The sequence below is a fragment of the Anaerolineales bacterium genome, assembly GCA_019637755.1.
In the GTDB taxonomy this organism is placed as follows: Bacteria; Chloroflexota; Anaerolineae; order Anaerolineales; family UBA11579; genus JAMCZK01.
The window spans coordinates 104,712-117,413 of record JAHBVC010000002.1; the positions used below are offsets into that span (position 1 = coordinate 104,712).

11 protein-coding genes are annotated in these 12,702 nt (G+C 64.0%); 6 read left to right on the top strand and 5 right to left on the bottom strand.

The window, feature by feature from the left end; all coding sequences use genetic code 11:
- Window positions 1–19 precede the first annotated feature (19 nt).
- The 5 genes from KF821_08315 (at window position 20) to KF821_08335 (ending at window position 5,473) form a co-directional block, all read left to right on the top strand.
- Window positions 20–382 carry a DUF3054 domain-containing protein gene (locus KF821_08315; GenBank protein MBX3005809.1) on the top strand — a complete coding sequence of 121 codons (363 nt, stop codon included), beginning with the start codon at window positions 20–22 and terminating at the stop codon, window positions 380–382.
- The gene (locus KF821_08320) at window positions 379–1,002 is read left to right on the top strand and encodes a sigma-70 family RNA polymerase sigma factor (GenBank protein ID MBX3005810.1); all 624 of its coding nucleotides are present in this window, start codon (window positions 379–381) and stop codon (window positions 1,000–1,002) included. The genes KF821_08315 and KF821_08320 overlap by 4 nt, the downstream gene beginning before the upstream one ends.
- Window positions 999–1,628: a hypothetical protein gene (locus tag KF821_08325; protein MBX3005811.1), complete on the top strand. Its 630-nt coding sequence runs from the start codon at window positions 999–1,001 to the stop codon at window positions 1,626–1,628. Before KF821_08320 ends, KF821_08325 begins: the two co-directional genes overlap by 4 nt.
- 105 nt (window positions 1,629–1,733) lie before the next feature.
- Window positions 1,734–3,920 carry an ATP-dependent RecD-like DNA helicase gene (locus KF821_08330; protein MBX3005812.1) on the top strand — a complete coding sequence of 729 codons (2,187 nt, stop codon included), beginning with the start codon at window positions 1,734–1,736 and terminating at the stop codon, window positions 3,918–3,920.
- A complete protein-coding gene (locus tag KF821_08335) occupies window positions 3,917–5,473 on the top strand; it encodes a hypothetical protein (GenBank protein MBX3005813.1) in 1,557 nt (518 codons plus the stop codon). Before KF821_08330 ends, KF821_08335 begins: the two co-directional genes overlap by 4 nt.
- Before the next feature lie 15 nt (window positions 5,474–5,488).
- On the opposite strand, the gene KF821_08340 is transcribed toward KF821_08335, so the two are convergent.
- The 5 genes from KF821_08340 to tpx all read right to left on the bottom strand — a co-directional run bounded on the left by KF821_08340 (window position 5,489) and on the right by tpx (window position 11,403).
- Complete coding sequence (locus KF821_08340) at window positions 5,489–7,309, bottom strand: putative DNA binding domain-containing protein (GenBank protein ID MBX3005814.1); 1,821 nt, start codon at window positions 7,307–7,309, stop codon at window positions 5,489–5,491.
- Window positions 7,310–7,374: 65 nt separating this feature from the next.
- Window positions 7,375–7,740 (bottom strand): response regulator transcription factor, encoded by a 366-nt coding sequence (locus tag KF821_08345; GenBank protein ID MBX3005815.1) that lies wholly within the window; start codon window positions 7,738–7,740, stop codon window positions 7,375–7,377.
- Window positions 7,733–10,363 (bottom strand): endopeptidase La, encoded by a 2,631-nt coding sequence (gene lon, locus KF821_08350; protein ID MBX3005816.1) that lies wholly within the window; start codon window positions 10,361–10,363, stop codon window positions 7,733–7,735. The genes KF821_08345 and lon overlap by 8 nt, the downstream gene beginning before the upstream one ends.
- A 44-nt stretch (window positions 10,364–10,407) precedes the next feature.
- On the bottom strand, window positions 10,408–10,827 hold the full coding sequence (locus tag KF821_08355; GenBank protein MBX3005817.1) for an Hsp20/alpha crystallin family protein: 420 nt from the start codon (window positions 10,825–10,827) through the stop codon (window positions 10,408–10,410).
- A 51-nt stretch (window positions 10,828–10,878) separates the two neighbouring features.
- Window positions 10,879–11,403: a thiol peroxidase gene (gene tpx, locus KF821_08360; protein MBX3005818.1), complete on the bottom strand. Its 525-nt coding sequence runs from the start codon at window positions 11,401–11,403 to the stop codon at window positions 10,879–10,881.
- A gap of 120 nt (window positions 11,404–11,523) precedes the next feature.
- Here tpx and KF821_08365 point away from each other — a divergent pair, with 120 nt between their 5' ends.
- Window positions 11,524–12,702 carry a hypothetical protein gene (locus KF821_08365; protein ID MBX3005819.1) on the top strand — a complete coding sequence of 393 codons (1,179 nt, stop codon included), beginning with the start codon at window positions 11,524–11,526 and terminating at the stop codon, window positions 12,700–12,702.

Here is a 12,702-nt window from a genome sequence, read left to right on the forward strand (position 1 = left end):
TTCAGATTAAACTAGGGCTATGAAAGCAAACCACATTCTACTGCTTGGTGATCTTGTGCTGATCACATTGTTCATGCTGGTGGGGTTGCAGTTCCACTCCAGCGGCGCCGAACGTTTGCTGCCCAATTTGGTGCCCTTTGCCGCCGCCTGGTGGCTGGCCGGCCACCTGACGGATCAATGGCAAGTGCCCAGTTGGCGCACGCTATGGAAGCTGCTGCCGGCGATGGTGCTGGCCGCGCCGCTGGGAGCGGTGCTGCGCGCCGCCTGGCTGGGCGGTGTGGCGCTGCCGCTGTTCACCGCCATCACAGCCGCCGGCTTGGCGGCTGTGTTGCTGGTGTGGCGCGCCATCTATCTGTGGCTGTTTGCCAAAAGGAAGCCTTGAGCGAAACCGCGCTGAACGAAGCTCAACTGGTGCAGGTGGCCCAAACGGGCGATCTGGACGCGTTCAATCATCTGGTGCTCAACCACCAGGCGCTGGCCTTCAATGTGGCTTATCGCCTACTGGGCGATGATGCCCTGGCCCAGGACGCCACGCAGGATGCGATGCTGGCCGCCTACCGCAACCTGCGCAGCTTCAAAGGCGGCTCGTTCAAGGCCTGGCTGCTGCGCATCGTCACCAACGCCTGCTACGACGAGCTGCGCCGTCAAAAGCGCCGCCCGCAAACGCCGCTGGAGCCGCAAGCCCCGGACGGCGAAGAGTTGCCCGAGCCGGCCTGGCTGGCCGATCCGGGCGAAAGCCCAGAGGAACTGGCCGAGCGCGTTGAGCTCAACCAGGCGATCCAGCGCTGCCTCAATCAACTCGAAGAGGAGTTTCGCACCGCGGTGGTGCTGATCGATGTGCAGGGCCTGGAGTACAGCGAAGTCGCCACGATCCTCAAGCGCCCGCTCGGCACGGTGAAGAGCCGCCTGGCGCGCGCCCGCAGCCGCATGCAGGAATGTCTGCGCGGTTTTGCGGAACTCTTGCCCGACCGATTTCGTCTTAACCGCGAAGGCACGCAATGACCGCACCCCTTTCGCCCCACGAACTCGAGTTGCTCTCAGCGCACCTGGACGGCCAACTCAGCCCGCCTGAGCGCGAGGCCCTCTTGGCGCGCCTGGAGAACGAGCCCGCGCTCACCGCGGCCTTCAAAGACTTACAGCGCCTGCGCAGTGTGCTGCGCCGCGCCCCGCAGCGCAGGCTGCCGCGCCAATTCATGCTCAGCCCGGCGCAGGCCGGGGCCGCCGCGGCACGCCGTGGCTGGTCAGGCTTCAACTTCGCCAGTGCGCTGGCCGCGCTGGCCTTGCTGTTCGTGCTGGCCACCGATTTTTCGCTCAACGGCCTGCCCAGCGCACCGGCGGCTGAGCCGGTGCTGATGATGGCCGAGGCGCCCGCCGCCGATTCCGCTGCCGGCGGCCTGGTGACTGGCAATGCCATCGCCGAAAGCCAGGTGGCCGAAGAGGCGCAGGCCCGCAGCCTGGAAGCGACGGCAGACGAAATGTTCTCCACAGAAGAAGCGCCGAGCTTGAAAACGGCGCCCGCGCCGACGCTCACCGGCTGGGTGGCGGCGCACGCCAGTGACCTGGAAGCCCTGCTGGCTTCGTTGGCGGTGATCGCCGGCTTGCTGGCCTGGCACCAGCGCCGCAGATAAAAACAAAAAAGCGGACCAATGGCCCGCTTTTATTTTGCGCCAGCGGCCGACTTAAAAACACAAGGCGATATGATCGCCTTGTGTTTTTAAGTAATAATCATGCGCATGCCCGATGCGCTCAGCGGCTCTGTGGAGTACGTCACCTATTACAACGCCGAGAACGGCTACAGTGTCTTGCGCCTGCGGCCGGATGAAAGCGCCTACAGCCAGGATGCCGACGGCACCGTTACGGTGACCGGCAACCTGCCGGAATTTGCCGTGGGCGAGCATCTTGAGATGCAAGGCGAGTGGGTCAAGCACCCGCGTCACGGCTTGCAGTTCCAAGTGCAGACGCTGCAGCAAACCCTGCCCACCAGCGTCGAAGGCATCCGCCGTTATCTAAGCTCCGGCCTGCTCAAAGGCGTTGGCCCCACCCTCGCTGGGCGCATTGTGGATCATTTCGGCGCGCAGACGATCGAGATCATCGACAAGCAGCCCGAGCGCCTGCGCGAGGTTGCTGACATCGGGCCTAAACGCCATAAGCAGATCCTCAACGCCTGGGAGGAGCAGCGCCAGGTGCGCGAGGTGATGCTGTTTCTAAGCAGTCACGGCATCAGCACCCATTTGGCCACCAAGATCTTCAAAGAATATGGCAACCGCGCCATGCAGGTAGTGCAGAACGATCCCTACCGCTTGGCGCGTGATCTGCAAGGCGTGGGCTTCCTGACCGCTGACAAGATCGCCAAATCTTTTGGCCTGCCGGCCGAGCACCCCGCCCGCCTGGAAGCGGGCCTGTTGTATACGCTGGCGCAGTTCAGCGCCGATGGGCATGTCTATGTGCCGCGCCCGCAATTGCAGGCGCGCGCCGCCGAGTTGCTCGGCAGCTCCGTGGCGCCCCTGCAGGCGGCGCTGGAGCGCCTGGCGGTGCGCGGCGACGTGGTCATCGAGGCCGAGGCGGTGTACCCCAAAGATCTGCACGCCGCCGAAGTGGGCCTGGCCGAGCGCCTGCTGGCGCTGGCCACCGCCGAGCACAGTGCCACCGCCGATCTGCCGCTGCTGCGTGACCCGGCGGCCCTCAGTGACCTGACCCAGGTGGATGCCCAGCAGCGCCAGGCGGTGCTCACCGCCCTGCGCAGCCCGGTGAGCATTCTCACCGGCGGCCCGGGCACCGGCAAAACCACTACGATGAAAGCACTGATCGGCCTGCTCCAGCTTTCCGGTAAGCGCTTTGCGCTGGCGGCCCCCACCGGGCGCGCCGCCAAGCGCCTGGCGCAAACCAGCAACCAGCCCGCCAGCACCATCCACCGCCTGATCGGCTACACCCCCGGCGAAGGCCCGCGCTACAACGAAGACGAGCCACTGGCGGTGGATCTGGTGGTGATCGATGAGGCTTCGATGCTGGATGTACAGCTTACGCATACCCTGCTCAAAGCCTTGCAGCCCGGCACGCATTTGCTGCTGGTGGGCGATGTGGATCAGTTGCCCTCGGTGGGCGCCGGCGATGTACTGCGCGACTTGATCGCCAGCCAGCGCTTTCCGGTCACGCGCTTGGAACAGATCTACCGCCAGGGCGCCGGCTCCGACATTGTGGCCAATGCGCACGCCATGAACCAGGGCGCTATGCCACAGACCAGCAAAGATGCCGCCGGCGATTTTTTCCTGGATGCTACCGAGAGCGCCGAGGAGGCCAGTGCCAAGATCGTGGCGTTGGTGACCCAGCGCATCCCGGCGCGCTTCGGGCTGGACCCGTTGCAGGATATCCAGGTGCTCTCGCCGATGTATCGCGGCGCGGCGGGCGTGGCGGCGCTCAATGCGGCGCTGCAAGCCGCGCTGAACCCGCCCAGCGCGCTGAAAGCAGAGCGCCGGATGCACGGCCAGTTGCTGCGCGTAGGCGACCGTCTGATGCAAGTTCGCAACAATTACGACAAGACCGTCTTCAACGGCGATATTGGCCGCCTGGTGGAAATTGCCAACGAAGCGCAAACGTTGACGGTGGATTTTGAAGGCCGCCGGGTGAGCTACGACTGGAGCGAGGCCGACGAGCTGACCCTGGCCTACGCCATCACCGTGCACAAGGCACAAGGCTCCGAGTTTCGCTGCGTGGTGATGCCGGTGCTCAGCCAGCACTACATCATGCTGCAGCGCAACCTGCTATACACCGGCGTCACGCGGGCCCAAACCCTGTGCGTACTGGTGGGCAGCCGCCGGGCGATCGGCATCGCGGTCAGCAACAACAAAGTTGCGCAACGCTGGAGTGGCCTGGTGGCGCGCCTGCAGCCCAGCGCTGCCCAGACTGCTACAATCCCCGCATGAGCTCACGCCGCTACTATTTTTGCCTGGCCCTCCTGGCGCTGCTGGGCAGCCTGGCGGTATTCGCCGCTACGCTCCCCTGGGGGCCGGGCCTCTCCACGGATGGGGCACGCTACCTCTCCACCGCGGAGAATTTGGCCGCCGGCCGCGGCCTGGTGGATTACCTCGGTGAGCCGCTGGTGCATTGGCCGCCGCTGTACCCGGCGCTGCTGTCCGGGCTGCATTGGCTCAGCGGCTGGGATGTGCTCAAGCTAGCGCAGATCCTGAATAGTCTTGCCTTCGGTGGAGTGATCCTGCTGAGCGGAGTGTTCCTGTGGCGCGCTTTGCTCGGCCAGCCGGTGTTCGCCTTATGGGCCAGCGCGGTGGTGGCCACGGCACTACCGCTGCTGGAAGTTTCGGCCAACGTGGCCTCTGACCCGCTGTTCATGCTGTGCGTACTACTGTGGCTGCTGGTCGCCCAGCAGTATGCCGCCGGCCGCGCCACGCGCCATTTCTGGCAGATGGCGGCGCTGGCCGCGGCGGCCTGCTTCCTGCGCTATGCCGGGGCGGCCCTGGTAATGAGCGGTGCGCTGGTGGTGCTGCTGGCCTGGCGGCCGCAGTGGCGCGGCGCACTACGCTGGGCCACTGCCTACGGGCTGGCCAGTGGCCTGCCTATCGGATTGTGGGCAATTTTGCACAACTACCGTCTAAGCGGCTTGCTACTCGGCAGCCACCAGCCCGCCTACCCGCCTGGCTTGCTGCTCGCCTTCATCGAAAAAGTGGTTAGCTGGTTCGTGCCACAGCGCATCCTGCTCAGCGTGCCGCCCTTGGCGCTATTTGGCGTGCTGCTGGCGCTGCTGGCCTGGCGTAGCACACGGGCGCGCTGGGCAGCCTTCGGCCGGCGCCTGCTGGCGGCGCCGCTGCTGCCCGCGGCGGCCTTCACGCTGGTGTATGGCGGCATGCTGGTGTTCACCATCAGCTATGCCGAGCACCGCGTGCCTGGCAGCCAGCGCCTGCATGCGCTGCTGCTGCCTTGCCTGCTGGTGCTGGCCGCGGCCGCCTGGCAGGCGTTTGCGCCGCGCCTACAAGCCCCCTGGCGCCACGTGGCGCTGGCGGGGCTGGCGGTGTGGCTGCTCTTGCCGCTGTATCGCAGTGTGGAGTATGTGCAGCGCTCCCAGCAAGAAGGCGATGTGAGCTACTACAACCTGTACAACACGCGCAGCCTGCGCCAGTCTGAGCTGGCCACCTACCTGCAGGGCCTGGCCCTTACACCCGAAGATAAGGTGTATAGCAATAATGAGGCCGCCGCCTGGTTCTTGCTGCGCCGGCCAATCTATCGCCTGCCGCGCTACGACGGCGAGACGCAGGCCAGCCTGGCAGCAGCCCTGGCGGAGTTCAAGAGCTGGCCAGCCGCGCAAGACCAGGCCTACCTGATCTGGTTTGGTGCGGCGCTCGACTATAAGCGCGAGGTGCCCACCCCGGAGCAGCTTCAGACGCTAGTGCCTGAAAGCACCTTGCGCCTGCTGAGCAGCTTCCGCAGTGGGTCTGGGGATGTGTATATTCTCGATGGGGAGTGAGTGCCGCGCCGGCGCTTAGGGCAGCGCCTCTGAGCCAGGCAACCCATCCTCTTCAGAGGGGGCTTCCTCAACCACAAACTGGCGCCAGTCACCATGCACGCCCTCTTCGGTAACGCCAAAGTAGAAGCGCAGACCGCCATCCACACGCTGCACAAAATCATAGCGATCCTGCTGGCGCTGCACATAATGCTTGAGCAGGCCAAAGTCGCCGCGCCACTCTACGGAGAGTTGGCCAACGTCTTTGGGCAGGCCGGCATACTCTGTGATGGCGTAGTGCCACAACTTGCGCGCCGATTTCTCGGTGACGTTGTTGACCACCATGTTGTTGCGCAGATCGCGCACGATGTAATAGGCCACCCCGTTGCGATCCTCCTGCGAGACGACTTCCACGCCGGTGCGCGGGGCGTGCTCGGCGCGGCTGGGCAGCTCAGGCTTGGGCGCCTCAGGCGCTGCGGCAGCCGCCGGCTGCGGCTTGCTGCCGCGGCCATTGCTGGCGGCGCCGTGGCCGTTGCCGCGCCGGCCCGCACCGCGGCGCGGCTCTTTGCCTGGCTTGGCGGGCGGCTCGGCTTGCGGAGCCGCGCCGGTCACCAGGCGCACGATCTCATCGCGCACGGCCAGCCCGGTTTCGGCTTCGGTGCGCAAGTAGATCTGGTTATCGTCTACGGCGTAGGGCTGGTCATCGCCGCGCGGCACGATCACGCGCAGCACACTCTTGCCCTCGCTTTGCAAGGTATCCACCGTGCAGGCCAGCGGCGGGCTGATGCGCTTGCCGATCTCCTGCTCCAGTTGGCGGATCGCCTGGCTGGGGTTGCGCACGCCCAGGATCGGTTTGGGCTCGGCGCGTAAGCCAATGAAGAGCGTGCCACCGTTGGTGTTGGCAAAGGCGCATACATCGGCAATGATGGCATTGAGATTGGTGCGCCCGCTGAGGCTCTCGTGAAACTCCTGCACGATGTTGCTGCCCTGCTCGCGCGCCGAGCGCACAAAGTCAAAATGGGCGCCTTCGGCCTGCTTTTTGCTTAGGGCCGGGCGCGTGCGCGCAAAGTCGTTGCTTTCAAACAAGGCCTTCAGCGCTTCAAAGCTAGCGGCGGGCAATAGCACTTCCGTCACGCGCCCGCCGATGCCCAGATTGTTATGGCGCTTGGGGTCATTATCCAAACGATGGGCATCCGAGCCTTGGATGCAGTGCATGCGGCGCGGGTATTCCGGCTTAATGCCGCTGAAGAAGGCGGCGGTGGAATAGCGCCCACGTTTATCCAGATCGGTCACTTCCAACGCGTGCAGATGCGGGTCTTGCGTGTAAGCGATCTTGGTCTGGCCGCCGAAGTTGAAGCCGCGCATCGCCACGCCATTAGTGGAGTTGGCATGCGCGGCGATGACGATACCGCCGGCCTCGTGGATGGCCTGGTAGGCGGTCAGCACATCGGCCGAGGCGCCCACGGTGACGCTGCCGGCATCCAACTGGGTTGAGGGCACATTGAGATCGAGCAGAATGTGCTCGATCTCGCGCAGCGGTTTCTTGGGGTCAAACAGGCCCAGAATATGAAAGCCGAAGGTGGCGGTGAATTCAAAGCCGGGCAGCACCAGAATTTTGGCGCGCAGGCGTTCGTATTCCTTCAGGCGCTCTTCTTCTTCCGGCAAGATGCGCTTGAGGCTGCGCAGCATGCGCAACTGTTCGAATTCTTCTTCCATGCGGCGGTAGCCGCTGGCGGTGTTGTGATCGGCAAAGCCGATGATGTCAAGGCCGCGCTGTTCAGCCCGGCGCAAAATATCCAGGTAGCTGGCTTGCGGCTCCTGGTAATCGCTGGAGGCGGGGGTATGCAAATGCAGATCCATGGCATACCATTTTTTCCCGCCGCCGCGGGATCGATTTGTTTTCACACTGTCTCCCATACTACAACTCAGCTCCCCTCGGCCAGGCGACTGGCCAGCAAATTCACCAACTCATCGGGCATATACGGTTTCTGCAGGAAATCATCGGCGCCGCGTTGCAACGCCTCTTCGCCATAATCGATGCCCGAGGTGAGCAGAACATACACATTGTTGAAATCAGGCTGGCGGCGCAGCGCTTCGACCAAGTCCATGCCATTTGCGCCGCGCAAATTCACATCAGCCACGATCGCATCCGCCGGGTTGGCGCGCAGCTCGCCGCTGAGATTGTTGAAATCGGTCAGCCGGTGGACCTGGTAGCCCTCAAAGTGCAGCAGATCGTGCACCAACTGGTAGAGCATCTCTTCGTCCTCGAGCACCAGGATGGTTTTAGGCATGCGAGCCGCGCCCAGCAGTGGCGCCTTTGCGGCGCGTGGTTTTGGATGGCTTGTGGCCGTTGCCGGCCTGCCCGTTGCCGCCCGGCTTGGCTTTGGCCGCAGCTTTCGGTTTGGCGGCCTTGGCGGCGGGTTTGCTGGCCAGGGCGTAGCCCAAGACTTCATCCATCGTCTTGACGAATTTAAAGTCCAGCTTGGCGCGCACCTCTTTGGGCAGCTCTTCCAGGTCAATCTCGTTGCGGGCCGGCATGATGATCGTCTTGAGGCCGGCGCGGTGGGCGGCCAACACCTTCTCTTTGATGCCGCCCACTGGCATCACCTGGCCGCGCAGCGTGATCTCACCGGTCATGCCGACATGCGGCTTGATCGGCGTGCCGGTAAGCAACGAGACCAATGCGGTCACCATGGTGACGCCAGCCGATGGGCCATCCTTGGGTTGAGCGCCGGCGGGCACATGCAAGTGCAGATCGGTGGTTTGGAAGAAATCAGGCTCAATGCCGAGCTGCTTGGCGCGTGAGCGCACATACGAGAGGGCGGCGCGAGCCGATTCTTGCATCACCTCGCCCAACTGGCCGGAAAGCTGGAAGCCTTTGCCGCCGGGCATGCGCGTGGCCTCAATAAAGAGCACATCGCCGCCGGTGGGCGTCCACGACAGGCCGGTCACCACGCCGGGCAACGAGGTGCGGCTGGCGATCTCTTCCATGCGATAGAAGCGCTGCGGGCCGAGGTGCTCGCGCACCCGCTCGGGTGTGACGCGCACCGGGGTTTTGGCCGTGCCTTCGGCGATGCGCGTCACCAGCTTGCGGCATACCGCGCCGATCTGGCGCTCCAGGTTGCGCACGCCGGCCTCGCGGGTGTAGGCGCGGATGATCTGGCGAATGGCCCCATTGCTGAACTTAACCTCGTTCTTGCGCAGGCCGTTCTCGCTCAGTTGGCGCGGGATCAGGTAATGCTTGGCGATCTCCAACTTGTCGCCCTCGGTATAGCTGCTCAGGCGGATGATTTCCATGCGGTCACGCAGCGGGCCGGGGATGGTATCGAGCGAGTTGGCGGTGGTGATGAACATCACCTGCGAGAGATCGAGCGCCACTTCGATGTAATGATCGCGAAATTCGCTGTTCTGCTCCGGATCCAGCACCTCCAGCAGGGCCGAGGCAGGATCGCCGCGGAAATCATTGCCGAGCTTATCCACCTCGTCGAGCATGAAGACCGGATTGCGCGTCCCGCTGCGGCGCAGCCCCTGCACAATGCGCCCGGGCAGCGCGCCGATGTAGGTGCGCCGGTGGCCGCGGATCTCGGCCTCGTCGCGCACGCCGCCCAGCGAGATGCGCACGAACTCGCGCTCCAAGGCGCGGGCGATCGAGCGCCCCAGCGAAGTCTTGCCGACGCCGGGCGGGCCAACGAAGCACAGGATCACGCCTTCGCGCTCCCGGCGGATGCTTTGCTCACGGCGGGCACGCTTGCTCAGCTCGGCCTTGCGCTCGGTGCGCAGTTTGCGCACCGCCAAAAACTCCAGGATACGATCTTTGACGTCTTTGAGGCCATAGTGATCCTGATCGAGCACTTTGCGGGCGTGGGCGATCTCCAGGTTATCTGCCGTGGTCTTGGCCCAGGGGATGGCGATGAGCCAATCCAGATAGCTGCGGATGACGCCATACTCGGCCGAGGCCGTGCTGAGCTTGGAGAGGCGCTCCAGCTCACGGCGCGCCTGTTTATCGGCCTCTTCAGGCATCTGCGCGTCGTCGATCTTCTTACGCAGCTCCTCCACCTCAGCGGCTACTTCGTCGGTCTCGCCCAATTCGCGCTGGATCGCTTTGAGTTGCTCGCGCAGGAAGTAATCGCGCTGCATGCCCTCGATTTCCGAGCGCGCCTTATCTTGAATACGCTGGCCCACTTCGAGCACTTCGATCTCATGCGTGAGGAATTCGACCAGTTTGCGCAGCTTGTCGCGCAACGAGTCCAGCTCCAGCAGCTCCTGCGACTGGGCCAACTCCATGCGTTGGAAATTGGCCACCAGGTAGGTGGTCTGCAGCGGGTTCTCCAGATCCATAATGCTGGAGACCAGCTCCTGCGGAATGGTGCCGAGCAGCTCGGCGATGCGCTGGAATTGGCTGCGGGCGCTGCGCGCCAGCGCTTCCACTTCCAGCCCATCTTCTTCGAACTCTGGGGCCAGGCTGATCTTGGCTTTGAGGTAGGGCTTGGTGGCGGTGAATTCGCCCAGGCGGAAGCGCGCCAAACCCTGCACCAGCAGGCGAATGGTGCCATCCGGGGCACGGAACAAACGGTGCACCGAAGCCACCGTGCCCACCGGGTACAGATCCTCCGGCCCCGGGTTCTCCTTCTCCGGATCGCGCGAGGTGACCAGGCCCACCAGGCGGTTGCCAGCCACGGCCTCATCCACCAGGCGGATGGAGCGCGGCTGGCCGATGGTGAGCGGCACGCCGGTTTGCGGATAGACCACCAAGCCACGCAACGGCAGGATCGGCAGCTCATCGGGGATCTCAGGCAACCCGTCTTCGCCTTCGCTGCCCGAGCGCCCGGCCTTGCCCTTGCTGTCTTTGGCGATCTTGGTGATGGTGGGCTTAAAGATCAACTCATGCAGGGCATGGCTGTCTTCTGCCTCCATCCAATCCCACATGTCGGCCAATTCATCAAACCAGGAGCGCGCCATTAGGATGCTCTCTCTTTCGGTAGGGTCACGATCAAAAATCCATCACGGTAGTTGGCGGCGATGTGCTCACTATCCACCGGTCCGGGCAGCTGCAAAGCGCTCAGAAATTCGCCGAAGCGCACTTCCATCTGGTGGTAGGCGGCTTCGTGTGCCGGCTGGCTGGCGGGCAGTTGGCGCACACCATAAATAGCCATCTCGCGCCCCTCGATGGCAATGCTCAATTCGCCCTCCTGCATACCGGCCACCTCGACGCGCACCAGGTAGGCTTGCGCAGTCTCAAGCAGGTCAGTGGGCGGGCGCCACAGGTGTGGCCGCGCCGCCCACTGGCGTGAGAAGGCGGTGATCAGGCGGAAGTGCACCTCCTGAGAGTCTTCCCAGGCGGAGCGAGCCGTTAAATTGTCCAGTTCAGTTTCGTGCATGTACTGCGATGGAGCGTTGGCACCGGGCGGCGGGCCGCCGGCGCCCTGAGCTTAGACGCCGAGCGCAGCCTGCGCCGCCGCCAGCACGCTGGCGTAGTCCGGCTGGTCACCCAGGGCCTTCATGTAGTCTGCGTAGACTACCTTGCCGGCGCGGTCCACCACAAATACGGCGCGGCGCAGGATACGGCGCTCTTTGATCAGCGTACCGTAGGCTTCACCAAAATTGGTATCGTAAGCGTCCGAATACAGGGTGACGCGTTCGATGCCGTTGGCGGCGCACCAGTTGTTGAGGGTGAACGGCAGATCGGTGCTCACGGTCACAATTGCAATGTCGGGGTCAAGGGCAGCGGCTTCTTCGTTGAAGCGCTTGGTTTCGGTCTCGCAGACACCCGTAGACAGCGAAGGCACGGCGGCAATAATACGCACTTTGCCTTCGGTAGCCTGGAGTACATCCACTACCGACCAATCCTTGGCGCGCAGCGTAAATGCCGGCGCCTGCTGGCCCACTTCAATATCGGGGCCTACAATCGTTACGTCCTGCCCAGCCAGTTGCAATAAACCGATGCGTTCCATCATTCTCCTATCCAAATATATACTCAGGTCTCAATATGCACTATAGACGCCGACCTGTGGCCTTATTTTACCTGCCTGCACGCGGCTTTTTGTCTTGACTTGTGCAGGTAGAATAACGCCGGTATGCGCAAACTCGCCTGGTGGCAACATGGTTTACTGGCTCTGCTTGTAGCGGCGGTGATCTTCGCCGTCTTCACCCTGTTTTTAGAGCACATGCCCGACCCCGAGGATTTCAGCCCGCAGGTCTACTTTGTGGCCTGCCTGCTGCTGCTGGCGGGCAGCCTGCGCTTGCAGCGCGCCGGCCGGCACCCGCTGCAATGGGCGTATTGGTTGCTGCTGGCGCTGTGCGTGCTGATCTTTCTGGATGAAATTGCCTACGGCGTTGAGCTGCTCGGCTTTCAGCCGATCTATATTGAGCGCTATCACTTCTATATTCGCGATCTGCATAGCTCGATCGGCTTTGTGCAGGGCGTGGTGGGCGAATGGCTGCAGCAAGGCGGCTGGAATGCTGGCTTGTTCGCTGGGCTGCTGCAGCTGAACGCCGCCTTGGCCGCGGCGCTGCTGCTGCTGTGGTGGCTGATGCGCCGCGGCCTGCCCAGTGGCGACGAAGCCGCCTGGCGGCTGCGCATGCTGCGCGTGGCCGCAGGGGCCAGCCTGCTGGCCAGCCTGGCCGCCCTGCTCTACCTGCTGCAACTGCCGGCAGACCCCAAGCATGGCGTGTGGCTAGGCTTCTCTGTGGCGCGGCTGGGCGGCCTGCTGCTGCTGGCCGCGGCCGCGGGCCTGGCGGGCTGGGCCCTCAGGGCCCTGCGCCCAGGCCAGGCGGCCCCGGCCTGGCTGGCGCGGCGCCTGCCCGGCGGGCTGCAGTGGCTGCTGGCGGCGATCGTGCTGGCGGCGCTATATTTCCAGTTCCGCGCCGGCTTCCTCTCCATGTACGATGAGCTTACCCGCCTGGCACGCCAGCTCCCCTTGGTGCTGTGGGCGCAGGCGCAGGCGCTGCTGGCCTGGCTGGCGCTGCTGCTCTGGAACGGCCGCCTGCGCCGCTCGCTGGGCGCCAGCCTGCGCAGCCTGCTGCAGGCTCTGCGGCAGAACCCGGCATTTATCTATGTGCTGGTGGCGTTGGGGCTGATCCTAATAGCGCAGTTGATCGATCAGAATTACCTGCCATTGAACAACTATATTTCCACCCCCAATTATTACATTCACGACTGGGCGATCTGGACCGAAGAGACCTTTGAGATGATCGGGGCCTTCCTGTTCGCGCTGGCGGCGCTGGTGATGCCGCGCACGCCATCCCAAGGTTGA